At 37.9% G+C, this 18597-nt stretch carries 16 protein-coding genes; 5 read left to right on the forward strand and 11 right to left on the reverse strand.

What is annotated here, in order from left to right; translation table 11 throughout:
• A partial coding sequence (locus Q0L68_RS06460; RefSeq protein ID WP_296700939.1) for a Gfo/Idh/MocA family oxidoreductase occupies positions 1-960 on the forward strand: 960 nt, incomplete at its 5' end.
• Between the two features lie 56 nt (positions 961-1016).
• Here the strand turns inward: Q0L68_RS06460 and Q0L68_RS06465 are convergent.
• The 5 genes from Q0L68_RS06465 to Q0L68_RS06485 form a co-directional block, all read right to left on the reverse strand.
• Positions 1017-2081 carry an alpha/beta hydrolase-fold protein gene (locus Q0L68_RS06465; RefSeq protein ID WP_296700941.1) on the reverse strand — a complete coding sequence of 355 codons (1065 nt, stop codon included), beginning with the start codon at positions 2079-2081 and terminating at the stop codon, positions 1017-1019.
• A gap of 54 nt (positions 2082-2135) precedes the next feature.
• A complete protein-coding gene (locus Q0L68_RS06470; RefSeq protein ID WP_296700943.1) occupies positions 2136-3092 on the reverse strand; it encodes a carbon-nitrogen hydrolase family protein in 957 nt (318 codons plus the stop codon).
• A gap of 157 nt (positions 3093-3249) precedes the next feature.
• The gene (locus tag Q0L68_RS06475) at positions 3250-4110 is read right to left on the reverse strand and encodes an ROK family protein (RefSeq protein ID WP_296700944.1); all 861 of its coding nucleotides are present in this window, start codon (positions 4108-4110) and stop codon (positions 3250-3252) included.
• Positions 4111-4211: 101 nt separating this feature from the next.
• Entirely contained in the window at positions 4212-6539 is a 2328-nt protein-coding gene (locus Q0L68_RS06480; protein WP_296700946.1) for a glucosamine-6-phosphate isomerase, read from the reverse strand.
• 238 nt (positions 6540-6777) lie between these two features.
• Positions 6778-8232, reverse strand: a complete 1455-nt coding sequence (locus Q0L68_RS06485) for a DUF294 nucleotidyltransferase-like domain-containing protein (protein WP_296700948.1) — start codon at positions 8230-8232, stop codon at positions 6778-6780.
• Between the two features lie 51 nt (positions 8233-8283).
• On the opposite strand from Q0L68_RS06485, the gene Q0L68_RS06490 reads away from it, so the two are divergent.
• From Q0L68_RS06490 to Q0L68_RS06500, 3 genes are read left to right on the forward strand one after another with little or no spacing between them, the layout of a single operon-like run.
• On the forward strand, positions 8284-8778 hold the full coding sequence (locus Q0L68_RS06490; protein ID WP_296700950.1) for a gluconokinase: 495 nt from the start codon (positions 8284-8286) through the stop codon (positions 8776-8778).
• A gap of 56 nt (positions 8779-8834) precedes the next feature.
• Complete coding sequence (locus tag Q0L68_RS06495) at positions 8835-10199, forward strand: amidohydrolase family protein (protein ID WP_296700953.1); 1365 nt, start codon at positions 8835-8837, stop codon at positions 10197-10199.
• A gap of 41 nt (positions 10200-10240) precedes the next feature.
• Positions 10241-11389 carry an aldose epimerase family protein gene (locus Q0L68_RS06500; RefSeq protein WP_296700955.1) on the forward strand — a complete coding sequence of 383 codons (1149 nt, stop codon included), beginning with the start codon at positions 10241-10243 and terminating at the stop codon, positions 11387-11389.
• Here the strand turns inward: Q0L68_RS06500 and Q0L68_RS06505 are convergent, their stop codons facing one another.
• From Q0L68_RS06505 to Q0L68_RS06525, 5 genes are all read right to left on the reverse strand, one after another.
• Positions 11390-12958 (reverse strand): glycoside hydrolase family 3 N-terminal domain-containing protein, encoded by a 1569-nt coding sequence (locus Q0L68_RS06505; RefSeq protein ID WP_296700957.1) that lies wholly within the window; start codon positions 12956-12958, stop codon positions 11390-11392.
• A 116-nt stretch (positions 12959-13074) separates the two neighbouring features.
• Complete coding sequence (locus tag Q0L68_RS06510) at positions 13075-14340, reverse strand: MFS transporter (RefSeq protein WP_296700958.1); 1266 nt, start codon at positions 14338-14340, stop codon at positions 13075-13077.
• The gene (locus Q0L68_RS06515) at positions 14337-14816 is read right to left on the reverse strand and encodes a GNAT family N-acetyltransferase (protein ID WP_296700959.1); all 480 of its coding nucleotides are present in this window, start codon (positions 14814-14816) and stop codon (positions 14337-14339) included. The genes Q0L68_RS06510 and Q0L68_RS06515 overlap by 4 nt, the downstream gene beginning before the upstream one ends.
• Before the next feature lie 11 nt (positions 14817-14827).
• The gene (locus Q0L68_RS06520) at positions 14828-16456 is read right to left on the reverse strand and encodes a family 10 glycosylhydrolase (RefSeq protein WP_296700960.1); all 1629 of its coding nucleotides are present in this window, start codon (positions 16454-16456) and stop codon (positions 14828-14830) included.
• Positions 16457-16473: 17 nt separating this feature from the next.
• Entirely contained in the window at positions 16474-17145 is a 672-nt protein-coding gene (locus Q0L68_RS06525; protein ID WP_296700962.1) for a peptidoglycan recognition family protein, read from the reverse strand.
• A gap of 209 nt (positions 17146-17354) precedes the next feature.
• Here Q0L68_RS06525 and Q0L68_RS06530 point away from each other — a divergent pair, with 209 nt between their 5' ends.
• Entirely contained in the window at positions 17355-18104 is a 750-nt protein-coding gene (locus Q0L68_RS06530; RefSeq protein ID WP_296700964.1) for a DeoR/GlpR family DNA-binding transcription regulator, read from the forward strand.
• Positions 18105-18121: 17 nt separating this feature from the next.
• Here Q0L68_RS06530 and Q0L68_RS06535 read toward each other — a convergent pair.
• A partial coding sequence (locus tag Q0L68_RS06535; protein ID WP_296700966.1) for a penicillin acylase family protein occupies positions 18122-18597 on the reverse strand: 476 nt, incomplete at its 5' end.

Below are 18597 nucleotides of genomic sequence, written 5' to 3' on the forward strand. Positions count from 1 at the left end.
GAAAAGCCGATGACAACGGATGAGTTTAAATGTCAGGATATTCTTGATGCGGAGAGAAAATCAGGAAAGAAGCTAATTGTAACTTTTAATTATCGCTATTCCCCACACAGACAAAAAATCTACGAATTACTTCGGGCAGGAGAGATTGGAGATATTACTTCTGTGGATTTCCACTGGTATCTTAATACGTCTCATGGTGCTGATTATTTCAGGAGATGGCATGGGTACAAAGAAAAAAGCGGGACACTTTTGGTTCATAAGTCTACGCATCACTTTGACCTGCTTAACTGGTGGTTAGATTCTGACCCAGAAGAAGTTTTTGCGTTTGGTCAATTGGAGTTTTATGGAAAGAATGGACCTTATCGGGGTGAAACCTGTAGGAGTTGTCCGCATAAAGGTAAATGCGATTTTTATTGGGATGTGACCCGAAGTGAGCATTTGACAAAATTATATGTTGAGAACGAACAGTATGATGGGTACCATAGGGACGGATGTGTGTTTAGAGAGGATATCAATATCTATGATAAAATGGCTGTTCAAATCCGCTATAAAAATAAAGTTCAGGTGAGTTATTCCTTGACAACTTATTCTCCATACGAAGGATATAGAATTGCTTTCAATGGCACCAAAGGAAGATTGGAAGCTTGGGTCAAAGAAAGCCAACCATGGAAAGTAGAGCCTCAAGATGAAATCAGATTGACTAAGAATTTTGGAGAAAGTGAAATAATCGTGGTGCCTCATGGTGGAGGCGGGCATGGTGGAGGAGATACCCGATTAAAGGATAAGATTTTTAAAGACCCATCTGCTGCGGACCCTTGGAGGCAATCAGCCGGAAGTCGGGATGGAGCGATGTCTATTTTGGTGGGGATAGCTGCTAGAAATAGTATCGAAACTGGAAAACCAGTGATGGTTCAAGAGATGACGGATATTCCGCTCCAGGCTAGCGGAAGGGGAATTTAGAAAACATAAAAAATGGCGAGATTTAATATTCTCGCCATTTTTTTACCCTTTAATACTTAATAGCTTTCCTCAAAACCCAAGTAAAAGTCAAAGAAAGGAAGCATTTGATTGGGGATTCTGCCGTCTTTGGTATAAATGTTATTAGTGTGGGTGCCAATATATTCTTCCGCAAAATGCTTGATCCCAACATTCTCCAGCCTTTGGCTAAACATCTCACATTGAATAGTGAAACGATCACCGGCATTTCTTCCCCAGTCAAACTTAATCGCCTTTAGTTTTTGTAAGTTTTCTAAGTGATCATCAATCATATGTAAGGGCATATTATCATACCATTTTTCCAACACCTCTTGATTGACATGAAGTTTATCTCCTTCATATTCAAAAGGCAAGTCACAATAGAAAGGAGCCTTATTGGGATTTGGAGACCAGGATCTACCAAAAGCAATCATCACTTTTCCGAAATAGGTCTTTTCAACTTCCTCCATGGTTTTGAGTGTGGAAAGTTCCTTGAAAGTCTCACTGTTTGGGCCGTATTCCCGCACGATGGTAAGGGCTCCTGGACTAAGTGCATAAACAGAGCTAAAGATTTCTGGGTGATGCATGGCTATTTTTAGGGCACCATATCCACCCATACTATGTCCCGTGATCCCTCGACTTTCTTTGGTTGGGATCGTCCTGAAGTTTTGATCTACATAATTCACCAAATCAAAAGCTGTGAAATCTTCCCAGTTACCGAAGTACTCTGAATTACTGTAGAAGCTCCCATCATAACTTGTTTTTTCATCAGGGATCACCAAAATAAATGGTCTGATTTTTTTTGTTTCTATAGAAAAGTCAAGGATTTCAGTCATGTAGGACAACATGGTGTTATCTCCCATAAATCCGTGTAAAAAATAAATAACTGGATAGCGTTGGCTACTGGATTCATAACCTGGTGGGAGATAAACAGAAACGGCTCGGTTGGGGTTTTCGCCTGCTTCATTTTCCAGGTTTTCGGAATAAATCGTCTCAGTCACGACCTTTCCACCTTTACTTTGGGCAGTTAAATCAAACCCATTGAGACAGAATCCCAAAACCAGCAGACTAAGGAAACAGAATTTTTTTATAGAATAAGAACTCATGGGATATTTTTAGGTCTAAGCTTAGTGATAAAGTTTTATAGAGAACAATCAATTTTATTCCTCAAACTTTATACTGGATTGTCGTTCTCGATTTACATGAAGTTGCAATACATCAGGTCTGGAGTAATGCCCTACGGGATCAAAGTTTTGCCTTTCTTCTAAAACCCGGTTAAAATCCAGCGTTTCGATAAAGAGTCCCTCTTTGTTAGTCTCTGGTTCAAGGATCCACTTTCCATCCGGTCCAGCAATGCATGATCCTCCATCTGTCAGGAAATCTGGAGCATTTTCAAGAATTAAGTCTAAGTATGGCGTGTCTACAGGGAAATCAGTTTTCCGCATCAAACTGGAAACAGAAATCACAAAGGAACGGCTCTCCTTTGCAATCATCCGGGTGATGTCTTCCGTGTTTCGAATAGATCCCGGCCAGACGGCAATGTGAAGGTTTTCTCCCAAGCCATAAAGTGCGGTTCTTGCCAAAGGCATCCAATTCTCCCAGCAATTGAGACCTCCCACCGTGAAATTCTTCAATTTATGAACACGAAGACCATTCCCATCTCCGGGAGACCAAGTCAGTCTCTCATCATAAGTTGGCTGAAGTTTTCGATGAACAGATTTGATTTCGCCAGTTTGATCTATGTAAACTAAAGAGCAATAAATGCTATGACCACCCCGATCTATAGGTCTTTCTATGATTCCAAGATATATCGAGATCTGGTTTTCTTTTGCTAAAAACTTGATTTCATCTAGATCACCCGATTCGATTTGAATGGCATTCCTGAGGTAATGTGCGTGAATTTCCTTTTGAATAGAATTATCCCAGGCAGTTCCATGAGTTAACGCCAACCAAAAAGGATAACCAGGAACCAGCCCTTCTCCAAAAATAATTAATTGGCAATTTTCTTTTGCGGCATCCTGAATGGAAGATTTTACTTTTTCTAAAGTCGCTTCTTTATTTAGCCAAACAGGTGAGATTTGGGCTAATGCAACTTTGAGTAGATTAGAAGAAGACATTTTTCTTTCAAATTAGACGATTTATTAAAAAGTAGCAATTTGAATTTGAAAAGGGGAGAAATAGTCTGATGAATTTGGTAGAGTATATCGAAAGTAGTCATAAAAAAAGCGACTCGGATTAGAGTCGCATTTTCATCTATCTAAACCAACTTATTAACTAACTATTTACAACTTCAGGTTCCACATCTACAAGAGCAACGGCACCATGAATTGCTGTTTCATCTAATTCAGAAAGTAAAATCTGAAGATTTTCAAGCACAGTAGGGTACAAAAATGTGGATAAGGTCTTATTCAAAGAATCTTTGAAAAGTGGATAGGACTTTCTAATAGAGCCTCCCAAAACTATCGCCTCTGGAGCTAAAGCATAAAGAATGTTTTTGATCAATTCACCTAAATGATGGCCATACTCTTCAAATGCTTTTAATGCAACAGGATCTCCCGCAATAGCTAATTTGGCAAGTGCCTTTGGGCGCTGATGATAAAAATTATGGAAAAACTTCCCACTGCAATAAAACTCATAATTATTGTCTAAATAGGGAGCACTGCACCATTCACCGGCCGCGGAAGTAACACCACTGTAAAGGTTTCCATTTATTACTATTCCTCCTCCAGTACCTGTTCCTAAGGTAATTCCTACGAGATTTTTAAACTGCTTTCCAACTCCATACTTATAAACTCCTAGAGCGAAACAATTTGCGTCATTATTTATAAAAACTGGTTTTTCAAATCGCTCAGATAAAAACTTTCTTAATTCAACATGTTGAAATGCGGGAATATTAGCAAGAGCAAGGGCAATTCCTTTATCAACATCTACCAAACCAGGGATTCCAATTCCAATCCCTGCAATATCATGATGGAGGTAAGATTCGATAAACAAGGCAATCGTTTCCAGAATATGTTCTTGATCTTGATTGGCTGGGGTAGGTATAGACCTGATATCTTCAAGATGTCCTTTAATCAATACACCTCCTTTGATGCCTGTACCTCCGATGTCCAATCCCAAAATGGCCTTCTCCATTCGATTTGGTTTACTGTTTAGGTTTTTGGTTGTAAAAACGGATAAAGGTGCTGATCGACCGGCAACCTTTATCCATACTTATTTTTTTGCTAAAAGGCACTTTAAAGCATCCCTTCAATTGATTTTTCTAATTCTCTTGCTGTGGCTAGAAATTCTTCCACATTCATGTCACGGTAGAATATCAATCCATGACTTGATCTCACTTTTGCCCTTTCATGCTGGTAGAAATAATTTTTACCAAGTAAGAGCTGAATATCGTTCAGTTGATTTACCCATATTCTTTTGGCTACAGTACTGAATTTGCCATTATGGGAATAACTTGGGAAAGAGGCATTCACCTGACTTAAATAGCAATTTGCAAAAGAGTCCTCCATTACAGACATGTCTCCCAAAGAAACTGGAACAATAACGTTGGCCTCGTGCGGTTCGAATTTAAACCAAACATTTCTATAGCCAATAATTCTCAACTCACTAATATCTTTTTCTTCTCCCCATTGCCTAACTGCCTCTGCTGTGGCTTGTAATACTTTATAATGAGTATCCGGGCCTGAGCCCTCGGGATCAAGTGTTAAACTAATCTTTGTTGGGTTAACTTTTCTGAACATTTCCACAATCGGCTCCACATCTCTCTTTTTGTCAGGTTGTTCAGTAAAAATATCTCCTGTATAGAAGCCTAAGCGTAAATGGTGTACGTTTTTCACCTGAACTCCAAAATGTGCCCAAACCAACTCCTCTTCAAACTCACGGATCATTCCTTTCAGTTTTTGAATCTTAGATGGGTTCTTCTCTCCATCATAGCTATTTCTCAAAATGCTGATTACTTCATTGATTGTCTCTCTGAGTTGGGTTTTATTTTTTACTCCATAAACAATTACCAATGCTCTGACTACTCGATGGCATAAACCTCTTTGTCTTTCATCCGCTCTTTCTGAAGCTACATTGGTTAAGAAGTGGTATACATCTTTATCTGTTTTAAGGCTATAGCCAATATCAAAAAAGTCAGGGAAATTGACCATTTGAATTCGGTTTTCGTCCAAGAGTTTTTTGGTATACTGCAAGGTGTCAATCACAAAAGTATTTGTCACTGCTGTAAAACCTGAAGTCAAAACTGAGAAATGAGCTTCATTCGAAGGTTCATTTAATTGATTAGTGATATGAGGAAGAATCCCTAATGAAATATCATCATGGTGAGGCCCTGTGTGTAGTAAGACCTGATCAGTTTCTTGCTCTAAACCTTTTGCGAGTTTTGCTTCGGTACTTTTCATTACCTGATTCACAGTGTCTTCTGAAAGGCCTGGAATCAATCTTGTATATTTATCTGCTTTTAGGTCAGATAGTTTAATTCTGTGTCCGAATTTTCCGATTTTCTTGCAAAGGTCAATTACTGATCTTTCTGTTTTTTCCCAAGTCCACTCACCTTTTTCATAATAGGCGTCAACAGAATCTGTTAATTTAACTGCTGCACCTTTGGTCAAATAGAATCTTCCATTTTTAAGTTTTTGCAAGACTGTTCCTGGAAATACATTGTCTAATGGAGTTTCCAGTGAATCTTTTACAATACCGGCTTTTGCTTCCCCAGCTGCTATAATAATAGCGACCGCATTTGGGTTATAAACTATCGTATCAAGTCCAATAGTAATAACAAGTCTATTGGCCGAAACCTCGATACCTCCTAAATCACCAGCTGCGACGGCTTGCGTTTCAAAGTTGGTTTCTGTCAATCTGGTTACAGAAAATATATGCGATCCTCTTGTGTTAAAAGCAATGTGACCATCAGGGCCAATTCCACCTAAGAAGAAACCTATTCCTCCTTTATCTCTGATTTTCTGCTCGTATTCTCCGCACCACTTGTCAATTAGATAAATGGATTCTTGCTGAAGTTTTTCTAGATCATTTTGTGGATCTCTGAATCTTAATGAAAGATCTACTTTTAGATCCGGGAATACCTCTTGATAAGTCAAACCATTTGCCAAAGGAATTTCATCTGAATTAATCAAAATCGCATTTTCCTTGGATAGGCCGAAGCCTTCGATATAGAATTTGTTTACATAATCGAAAAAGCTATTATGCTGCTTTGAAGAAATAGGATAAAACTCATCGATTTGCACAAAGGTCAAATCTTTTAAAACAGGTTTTTTGCAGTTCCCTAAACCATATTTTTCCCTAACATCTTTTCCCTTTTTATTATCCCAGTTGTCTAATAGAAATTGGGTCCATTTGATAAAGAACTCAGGTGATTTACCGGTAGGTAAACTGATGACACCAAGAGGATTTTCAGAAGCCCATTCCAAAAATCGGCATGCCGTGAGCAATCCAAGTTTAGGGAAATTATCGACTGTTAAATAGGGGATTAGTGTGCTGATCTTTTCAACTCCGGATTCCTTAAGAAAACTCTTTTCTACTTCTGAAAGTGGATACTTACTTAGCATGCTGTTAGAACAGGTTAGGGTTTGTTGGGTATGATAATTTTGTCAAAATCTTATTTAGAAGAATATTAAATAAGATATTCAATAAAACAATCATTATTGCCCAATAATATTAGGTTTTGTGGAATATTGTTCGGTAAAGTATTGATTGATTAAATCTATCTTTTACTAAACAAATTTAAAAAAAGTTTTTGAATAAAAAGCACTTTAATAAAAATTTTATAAAAGTATTCAGTTAGACTTACATTGTCCTTGTAAAAGACAGCTTTATTCTGGCTTGGAATTCTTCTATAACTTTAAAAATTTCAAGAAGCGTGACAGATTGAACCTTTGTTATATGTTCTATTTTCAAAAAGTTTTTAGGATTTTCTTTCGTTTCTAAAATTAAATAAGACTGATTTTCAAGTCTCAGCGTCATAAGATAATCGAAAGCATGAATTAATTCTTGTGACTCTTTTTGTGAGAATACGCCTTTTTCTGTGAGTAATTCTATCCTTCGGATCGTGTTAGTTTCAAAAACCCGAAATTTCAACGCATAGACTCTTGCCAAATCCACAATTGGGCGCATGATATGCTTTAGGTTGATTTGTTTCTCCCCGTCAATTTTTTCAGTTTTAATCCTTCTAAAGAATGTTAATGGAGGCTCATATTGAAGTGCATTGTGACCTAAATTGATGTAAAATCTTTCCGGTGCTTTTTCTAATTGCTGATCCATGAATTCTTTTAGGTTTTCCAGTAAAGAACTTTCGCCATATATAGCCCGACAATCAAAAAAAGTCGCATAATTCATCGCGGTTTCCTGAGAAGCATCTTGGATCCAACTTTCGTAATTCCGTTTCCAGTGAGAGAGAGAATGCGTCCATTTAGGGTTCATCGCCATCAAGTCCCCTTCACAAAAAACTATCCCAATTTCATTTAATGCTGTCGAAACCCGAGTAGCGAAATCTAAAAAATAAGCTCTTACTTCCTCTCGGTGTTCATTGGCCTTGTCTTCATAAATTATGGCATTGTCCTGATCAGTTTTTAGTGAAAGTTCCCCTCGACCTTCACTACCCAATACGAAAAAAACAAATTTTGCAGGAGCCGGACCAATTTCTTTAAACACTCGTTCTATCACCCTTTGTGAAATAGTATCCGCTACAGTCGTGATTATTTGATTGACAATACTTGCCTTCATTCCTCTTGACAAAAGCAAATGGATGATCTCCGGCATGCGCAGCCATTTTTCTCTCAACTCAGGAATTTGTCTTGATTCCTTTACTGACTGAATAAACATAAAAGGACCTTGCGACTGCTCCGTTAGGATTTTTGTTCTACTAATCCACCCTACATAATTCCCGTTTTCTTGCACTAATAGATATCTGGATTTGGTTCGGAACATCAACATTAGGGCTTCTACCAAAAATGAATCGGGATGAATACTAATCATATCTTTCTCCATGATTTCTGAAACTGGAATAGAAGGAGATAGTTGTTTTGCTAAAAGGTTGTCCCGAAGAGTGATGTCAGTAATGTAACCTTCAATTTGTTTAGGAGAATCTCCTATAAAAAGGCAACTGACTTTTTCTTTTGCCATTTTGGCTGCACATTCAAATACAGGAGTTTCAGCTCTGGCCATCCTAAGATTTCTAAAATGTAAGTCTCCGACTTTTTTGGAGTAAAAATGATCTGTTATTGCTGGTGTTGAAAAGTCCATATTGGTAAATTTGAATTTACTTAAAATGATAAATAGTATTTAATTTGTGTTATGCTTATCATAGTCACCGGAGTTTCAGGAACAGGCAAAACTACGATTGGTTCAGGCCTTGCCAATCATTTCAAGTTACCATTTTTTGATGCAGATCACTTTCATCCTGAAGAGAATATTGCAAAAATGAGCAAGGGGATTCCTCTGGATGATAAAGACAGAATACCTTGGCTAAAAGCTTTGGCTAATCAGTTGAAAGAATCTGAGAAAACAGGCGGTGCAGTGCTGGCCTGTTCAGCATTAAAGGAATCATATAGAGAAATCCTCAAAGTAAATGATCAGGTTCGGTGGATCCACCTCGAAGGAAATAGAGATTTAATATGGGAGCGAATGCTAGCGCGTAAGAATCATTACATGAAAGCTGGGATGCTTGATTCCCAAATCGCTACTTGGGAGGAACCAGGCTATGGCCTGAAGCTTTCGATTTCAAATTCTCCTGATCAAATGATTGAGGAGGCGCTTAATTACTTGAATAATAAAGGTCATTTGAAATAGTATTGATTTTGAACTTTGAAAAAGCGAACTTGAAAAACAACTTCACTTTTCAGATCATGAAAAAATCGCTCTCTCTTCTCATAATTTTCATTTTACCGTTTTTACCAGCTTTCTCCCAAAGTTATTTAATCTCCAATGTTCACTTGGTTACCATGGAGGATGATCAAGTAAAAAAGAACCAATCGATTCTGGTAGAAGATGGTAAGATCAAACAGGTTCTTTCTGCTTCTCAATCAGTTTCAAATTCTGATATTGAAAAAATCGATGGAAAAGGAGCCTACGTTTATCCGGGATTGGCAGAGTTTCATTCCCATATTCCAGTTGCCCAAAATGGTGATACTCAATTGCAGGAAGAGGCGATGTGGTTGTATTTGGCAAATGGGGTTTTGCGGGTGAGAGGTATGATAGGGCATGCGTCACATTTACCATTGAAAGAAAGAATTGAAGCCGGAAAGATTCCCGGACCAAGACTGTTCCTTTCAGGACCTTCATTTAGCGGAAGCTCTGTTTCTTCTGCACAACAAGCAGCTCAAATGGTTAGTGAAGAAAAAACTGCTGGATATGATCATTTAAAATTGCATCCTGGATTGGAAATGGATGAGTTTCTAGCAATTTCTAAAACCGCAAAAGAGCTTGATATTCCATTTGGAGGACATGTTTCTTTAAATGTGGGACTTGAAGCCAGTTTGAAAGGTGGTTATAAATCCATAGAACATATGGATGGATACATTGAGGCATTGATTCCTGACTATTCCAGAGTTTTAGATTCGAAAATTGCTGGGCCTTTTACCATGTTATTGGTAGGTGAAGCAGATATAAGCAAATTACCTGCTTTGGTTGACATGACTTTGGAAACTGGAGCGTGGATAGCACCAACGCTGACTTTATTTGACAGATATTTTGGATACAAACCTGCTGAGGAATATCGAAATATCCCAGAGATGAAATATATGTCCGAACAGCAGGTACAAAATTGGATCAATGCCAAGACCCCATATGAAGAAGCTGGCGTTTTGACCAAAGAAAATGTACAGCCATATCTGGAGTTTAGAAATATGCTTTTTATGACCCTTCACGAGGCAGGAGTTCCAGTTTTGATGACTTCAGATTCTCCACAGGTCTTTAATGTGCCTGGGTTTTCAATTCATCACGAAATTGAGTTAATGTCGGAGGCAGGAATGTCCAATTATGAAATTTTGAAAACTGGAACCATAAACCCTGCAAGATACTTCGATGAAGAGGGTCAATGGGGAGTCTTAAAGTCCGGAGCTTCTGCAGATTTTGTGTTGGTGAAAAACAATCCTTTGGAAGATTTGGAAACGCTGAAAAACCCAATTGCTGTGATGATGAAAGGGGAATATTATGATCAGTCAAGATTACAAGCAGAGTTGGCCAAAATAGAAGCCAATCACAAAAGATAGAATTAACAAGCCTTTAAGAAAGCACCCAACCCAATATTCCTATGAAACTAATTTTGAAAAGTAAATGGACTCTGGCCGTATTCACTTTATTTTTAGCATGCCAAAATAAACCTACAGAACAACAAGCAATGGAAGAGACCAAACAAATAAATTTTGAATTCAAAGCAGAAAAAGTAGGCAATTGGGAAGGGAAAGATGTTTTTAGGTATAGCCTTGATAATGGTTTTATGCAGGTAGAGATGACAAATTTTGGAGGAATCATTTCTAGAATTATGGTTCCAGACAAAGATGGAAATCTGGAAAATGTGGTTTTGGCGCTGGATAGTATCCCGCAATATTTTACTGGAAATGGACCCTATTTGGGAGCTGCAGTTGGCAGATATGCCAATAGAATTTCGAATGCATCATTTGAGTTGGATGGAGTAAAATATGACATCACCAAAAATATTGGAGAGAACCACTTGCACGGAGGAAAAAAAGGTTTTGGAGTGAAAGTTTGGGATCAGGCAGAGGCTTATGACTCGGATAATGCAATCGGAGTGAAAATGCATTATTTGAGTGTAGACGGGGAAGAAGGTTATCCTGGAAATCTTGATACTTGGTTGTACATGGAATTGACTTCAGACAATGAAATAAAAGTGCGATTTGAATCTACCACGGATAAGAAAACTATTGTCAATTTAACTAATCACAGCTATTTCAATTTAGGAGGGATCAACCGTGATGTGAAAGATCATGAAGTTCAGATTTTTGCAGATGCATATACGGCGATGAATGAGCAGTTGATTACTACTGGCGAGGTCGTAGATGTGGAGGGTACTCCTTTTGATTTTCGTACTCCAAAGATCCTTGGGGAGCAGATGGATGCCATTGGTGGAGGCTTTGACCATAATTTTGTCACCAAAAGAGAAAATACTCCAGATCTGAAAAAAATAGCGAAAGTTAAACATCCAGAATCTGGTAGAGTGATGGAAGTATATAGCACAGCCCCTGGGGTCCAATTTTACAATGCCAATGGAATGCGAGATTTTAAAGGAGCAGATGGAAAAGTTTATCAACCATTCTGGGCATTCTGTTTAGAACCCCAAGCTTGGCCGGATAGTCCAAATAAAGAAAATTTCCCTTCAGCTGCCTTAGCTCCAGATGAGAAATATGTACATGAGATTGTTTTTGAGTTTAGCGTGGAATAATTAATCGTAAAGATTTACACTCATTTTACCGATCGCTTTCCACTCACCCATCAAATGTTTGATTGCCACTCTTTGGGTAGCATCGAAGGATTGGTAGGCAACAACCACACTTTTGAAAAGGGTTATATCTCCTAATAATCTTAAGGCAAGAGGGTTCCCAAAAAGATATAGAATACAGTTTTTAGTATGAGCTAATTCTGCAATTTCTTCCAATACCTCATCACTTAATCCAAACTGATTGATTGGTTTTGCAGAAGGTACAAAAAGGGAAATTATAATAAGATTGGCCTTTTTATCAGATACTTCTGAAAGATTTCTACCAAAAGCTTCTTGAAGAAGGCTGCTGAAAACCGTTTCATCTTTTGAGGGGAAAGATCGATGACCTAAATTCCCAGACTCTCCAAGATCACGTATATTGATAGAGTTTATTTCTCCGTTAAGCTGGCAAAGAAATTCTTTCGATAATTTTTCAAGGAACTTCTCATGATTTTCCCAATTGAATTTTGGAATATCAATATGCCTTCTTTCCAAAACCCCGAGTTTTCTCTTTAATTCCAGTATTTTTTCAAAAACAAGATTAATTTCCTCGTCACTTGCTTTTTCTGAAATCATTTGAATTCCTTCTTTAACATTTTCTGAGAAACATAAAATGTCATTGCCAGCGTGAAATGCTTCCCATTCTAGGTGGCCAGGTGTTGGGAAAAGGTTGGAAACAGCTTTCATATTCAAAGCATCCGAAATGACTATCCCTTTAAATCCCATTTCATTTTTCAATAAATCGGTAATGATTTCCCTGCTGATGCTTGCTGCGATTTCCTTTCCATTACTTAGTGCCGGAACAGCCAAATGACCTACCATGATCATTTCTACGTCATGATCGATTCCATATTGGAAAGGGTATAATTCTTCGGCTACCAATTCCTCTTTTGTTTTATTGACTACGGGGAGGCCTAGATGTGAATCAACATGTGTGTCGCCATGTCCTGGGAAATGTTTGAGACAAGCTCCAATCCCTGCTTTTGTCAAACCCTTATAGGCGGCTAAGGCAAGCCTTGCTACAGTATTTGTATCTGTACCGAAAGATCTATATCCTATAACTGGATTTAACGGGTTGGTATTCACATCTGCACAAGGTGCCAAATTCAAATGAATACCAGCACTTTTCATGTCCAAGCCCATTTTATAACCAACTTCCTCAACTTGTTTTTCACCTTCGAGGCTGATTCCCCCAAGGGATATGGCATATGGATAAGCAGGCGTTTCCTCGATTCTCATGGCTAAACCAAATTCTCCATCAATAGAAATAATCAATGGGATTTTTGATGCTTCCTGATACCTATTGATCAAAAGAATTAATTTTTCAAGCGTGCCCGAAACATCCAATGTTTCTTGTCTTTTTTCAAAATTTGCAGCTGCTGAGATTCTGCTATGAAAAAATGTCAATCCTCCGATTTCTTCACTTTTGATCAAATTTTCCAGTTCTAGGTAATTTTCTTCAGTATCGTGAACAAATGCTGCTGGAAAGAAAAGTTGAGCTACTTTTTGGCTTTTGGTTAAAATAGGTGTCATTGGGTTCTATTGAGGATTCTTTTTCTAATTAGACGATTCGGTCGTCAGTTTTATACGTAGCTAAATGAAGAAAGAATGTTAAATCTTATTCAAAGAAGAATAAAGACAAGGGTAATTTAATCGGTTTTCTTCCCAAACTCCCTCGGGTATTTTACAGATCTTGCCATAATTAATGCTGGAATCATTGCTATCCCAACCCAAATAAAGAATCCTGTGTATCCAAGCCATTCTTGAACAAATCCTGAAAGCATTCCGGGTAGCATCATTCCCATAGCCATAAACCCAGTTGCAATGGCATAATGGGAGGTTTTGAATAATCCTTCTGCAAGGTAAATTAAAAAAACCATGTAAGCTGCAAATCCAAAACCATAACCAAACTGTTCTATCACTACAACTGCCCCTGGAAAGAGGATGCTTTCAGGTTGAAAGTATGCCAATAAAATATACAGAAGATTGGGTAGATTTAAAGAAAGTGCCATGGGGATCATCCATCTACCAAGTCCATCTCTGGAAATAGCAATTCCTCCTAATATTCCTCCAAGTAGCAAGGCCACTACCCCAATTGTCCCATACAGGAAACCTACTTCTGAAGTACTTAATTCTAGACCACCTGTTAGTCTTTCCTCCAATAAAAAAGGGGAGGCCATTTTCACCAACTGAGATTCTCCCAGTCTATACAGCAGAACAAATGCAAGCGAAAGTGCGATGTTTTTCTTCGTGAAAAAAGTGCTGAAAACTTTCCCGAAACTAGCTTCTCTTTTTGGGACATCTTTAGATTCTTCCTCTACTTTCGGAGTTGATAAGTAATTAATGAGAGTCAACAGTAACATTAAAGCACCCACTAAAATCATGGTGTAGGACCAAGCTTTGCTATCGTCTCCTAAGCTTGTCTCTAAGTAACCTGCAATAATTACAATAAGTCCTTGTCCCGTGATCATACCGATCCTATAGAATGTTCCCCTCAGTCCTACGAAAAAAGATTGTTGAGCGGGTTTTAATGCAATCAGATACATCCCGTCAGATGCAATATCATTTGTGGCAGAGGCAAAAGCTCCCATCCAGAAAAAAGCAAGTGTTAAAAAGAAAAAGTTATTTCCTGATGTACTTAATCCGACTCCCAAAAAAACCAAAGAAAGGATGAATTGCATGCTAAGAAACCATTTTCTTTTGGTTCCAATCAAATCAATGATAGGGCTCCAAATGGGTTTTATTACCCATGGCAAATACAATAAACTGGTATAAAGTCCTATATCGCTATTAGAAACTCCTAGTTTTTTATACATGATCACCGAAACCACAATAATGATGATATAGGGAATTCCCTCTGTCATATAAAGGGAAGGAATCCATAACCAGGGGTTCTTTTGGGTTTTTTTGGTCATTTTTTGCGAATCAAATGTTCATAAATACTGGTTTCAGACCCATCAATTAGTTTTGCTTCAACGGCTTTTTGATAAAACTCAGCTGGGCCAACTCCACCAATGATTGCATAAGCATACCCCATTTCTTTCATGGATTGAAGACTCTTAATAAGTAAAACTTTACCAATGCCTTTTCCTCTTTCGGATTCTAAGGTACCCGTTGGACCAAAAAAGTTTTTAGCAGTGGATTCATAGCATGCGAATCCCAAAATCTCATTTCCTCGATGTGCTATTAAACAGGAAACAGGTTGTCTTGAAAAAGCAATTTCCACTTCAGATTGCCAATAATCACCAAAATGCTCCTTGACCCATGAACTCACCAAGTGCTTTTCTGGGGCAATGGCCCTTCGAAAGACGATGCTTTCTTTCTTGCCTAACTGATTTTCTAATTCTGAACAATCAGGTAATCCAATCAATCTAACGAGCATGTCTTTCATAGTGAATTCATTTAAGGAACTTGATAAACCTGAGTTTGTACAATTCTTCCATAATGGTCAATCCATCGGATAGCAAGAAATTTAGTGTTTAAACTTTTAACTTCTAATGATCTTGCCCTGACCCCACCTACCCAAACTGGATGAATTTCCGAATCTGCAAGTAGATTTAGTTCATTTGCCCCATGAACTAGGGCGTATCTGATGGCCGGATCTAAAGGTTTTTCTAGTGAAATCTTGGTTAAAGATTGATCTGAAGTAATATCTAACACAACAGGAGCATCTATTATTGCTTCCGTTTTAGGTTCAAAAGATGGAGGAAGCGTTGGCTCTTGGTATAATTCCTGCCTTAAGTTTTTAGCAACATCCTGATTTTTGGAAAAAAATGACTTTGCGGAAAAAAAGGCATTTCCTTGAATGTTGGGGGCAGTTCTGGTGTAAGAAATCTGATTTAAAATTTCTGAGGGATTATCCCAGGCTTTATCTGCATTATCACGGATTTTATAGGGTCCATTGCCGATATAGATATTCGTATTGAAACTATTATTAGACCACCAATCATTCAGTTTGCGATAGCTTGCAAGCTCATAATCCATACTCCAATAAATCTGAGGAATTAGATAATCAATCCATCCATTTTTCATCCAAGTAATGGGATCTGCATAAAGGTCATCATAATTTGTTTGGCCTGCTCGAGTTGGAGAGCCTTTTGGGTCTTTGTCCTGATTTCTCCAAACTCCGAAAGGAGAGATCCCAAACTGAACCCATGGCTTACTCGATTTAATTTGTTGATGCACGGATAAGATCAAATCATTGACATTCTGCCTCCTCCAATCATCAATTGATTGTCCTTGTTTTTTATAAGTGTCGTATGACTTTTTATCAGGGAAAATTTCATTTCCTATTTTATAAGGATAGAAATAATCATCAAAGTGGATGGCATCAAGATCATAGTTATCAACCAGTTCCTTTATTACTGAAGTTAAATGAGATTTAACCTCAGGTAATCCCGGATTATAGTAGTATTTGGTACCATATTTCAGCATCCAATCCCGATGTTTATTGTAATCATGCTCAGGACTCAGAAGATCAGTTTTTAAATCAAAAGTAGCCCTGTATGGATTTAGCCAAGCATGAAATTCCAAACCTCTGTTGTGAGCTTCTTTGATCATCCATGTCAAAGGATTTTCTGAAGTTGCTGGGGCTTTACCTTCTTTCCCAGTCAAATATTTTGACCAGGGAGCTAAGTTACTGGGATAAAAAGCATCTCCCGCTGTTCTCACTTGAACAATAACTGTATTAAAATTTAAGGATTTATAGTAGTCCAGCAAGCTTAAAAAGTCTTGTTTTTGTTTTTGAAAGGAGTCTGTTGCTTGTGTTGGCCAATCGATATTAACTACTGTCGCGATCCATACTCCACGGAATTCCCTAGGAATTTCTGGTAAATTAAAGCTTAAAGGCTGAAGATGTATGGTGGCTTTAGGAATATCTTTAATCGGTAAATCCCCATTTGGATTTGGTGGATTTTGTGTTTTTGGGAGTTCTGTTTGCTTTGATGAGGTTTGATTTTTCTGTGACTTACAGCCAAAAAACGCAATACTGATAAGCAAAGACAGGAGGAGGTACTTTGAAGAAAAACGCATAATAGTCCGCTGGAAAATCAAAACGAAGGTACTGGTTTCAAATTCAGGTCAGCAAGATTTTTTCTGAGGTTTTCCATGAATTGCTTTCCGGGATCAGTTTTAACAGTTCTATAATCTGGATCTAACTCTTTCCAGAGATCTGTATTCTGGAAATTCTGATATTCATAGTGACCTATCACATAATCTATCGCATACTTTTTCTTTAGATGTCGGATCAACATCTCATTTGCTTTAAGCTGTTCTTTCGTAAGTGGATCATTTGTACCACCTATATTTTCGATTCCTATCGCTGCGTAGTTTAACCCGATGGTATGTCTGGCAAAAGTGGTTTCTGGTAAAAGTCTAAATATCGTCCCATCTCGGTCAATCAAAAATTGACTTGAAACATTTAGATTACTGGCATCTGATAAATCTTCTCGACCTCCCAAAGTAGGCGAGTCAAATATATCAAAAGTTGATTCTATAGAATTAACTGCTGTCCAATGAACTACCACTATTTTGGGATCAATAACTGCTTTTTCTTGATCTAGCCCATGCCTCACCTTCATGTATTGCAGAGAAAGATTTTCTCTTTCCTCATTCCATGTGATAGGTTTCTCAAAAATTCTAAAAGTAGATTTGGAGCTACAGGAAAATGAAAAAGATGCAATGGTAAGTATCCAAAATATTGATTGCTTTTTGAGTCTCATCGTAGTCAAACTTTGAATTAGAATTAATTATTGTTCCGTGATAAATCTATCAATTTGATTTTAGCTCACATTTTGTAGAGCTAAACTAGTAGGAAATTGGAAGTAAATGGAGTAAAAGGAAGCTATTTTTTGCAGTGTTGATCCAATTCTCTATAATTTTTGCATGATTTTGCGGCTTTTACTAGTTTAACCTTTCAAACAGTAAAATTATGCTAAAAGAAGAGAGGCAGAAATTCATCCTTGACCAAGTCCATTTGCATCATAGGGTCTTATTAAATGATTTGTCAGATAGCCTAAATGTATCAATTGATACGGTTAGAAGGGATGTTAAAGAACTTGCTAAGGATCGAAAACTTAAGAAGGTCCATGGAGGTGCTACTTCTTTTGGCTTCATGAATTTCAGAAAAGATGAGGGGAATGTTTATCTCCAATCTAAAAAAATAGCAATCGCCGAAAAAACTGTGTCTTTGCTATCTGAGGGACAGGTGATCTTAATGAGCGGTGGTACCACCAATATGGAAGTGGCTAAGATGATTCCTAAAAAATTGGCTTTGACCGTTTTCACTCCAAGTTTACATGTAGCCATGGAGTTGTTGGAATTGCCGGAAGTGGAGGTAATTTTCTTAGGAGGTAAGTTGCTTCATGATGCCAAATTCGCTGTGGGTGGGACTGTGGTCAACTCGCTTTCTCAATTGCGGGTAGATATGTGTATCCTGGGAACAGGTTACTTAGATGCGGTTCATGGACTGACTGAGTTTGACTGGGAAGTGATTCAAGTAAAACAAGCGATGATCCGAGCAGCGAAAAAAACTGTTATTTTATCGGTTTCAGACAAGCTTCATTCTGTACAGAAATATAAAACTTGTGATATGACTGCAGTGAATACTTTGGTGACAGAATTGGATCCCAATGATGAATTGTTGGATGCTTTCAGACCTTATGATTTAACTCTGATTTAGAGAATAAAATCTTTACATTATTTTCCAGGATGGTAGACTCTTTTAGCGTTCTTCATCACCTCTTCTTTGTCCAAACTCATTGGTTTTAGTTTTTGATCCAAGAATAGCTGCATCTGATCATCGTAATGCGGACTGTCCGGGCGATTGCTGGCTCCATAAACATTGACTGTTTCTATTTTTGGCAAACCTTCACCAAACCTTACCATTATGATGTACGATTCTCCCTGTACTCCTTTTCGGGTTCCATTTTCTAAGGGCGAGGATCGCATGGCAGTAATTACATCGTCAATTCCCCAAAGAGGTAAAGTTTTTTCTCCTCTCACTAACTTCTGATATTCTCCAAGGGTCACGATTTCTTTTCCAAAGAAGTTCTGGAAATGCGCTTTCGCTTTCCGAAAACCTTCCACAGCTTCCTCTTCCGTCAATCTAGTATCAAATGCTCTTCCATTTGCTATGAATTCATTTTGCCAGTAATAATATTGGAAAGCAAAAA

The organism is Algoriphagus sp., assembly GCF_024642405.1.
Taxonomy (GTDB): domain Bacteria; phylum Bacteroidota; class Bacteroidia; order Cytophagales; family Cyclobacteriaceae; genus Algoriphagus.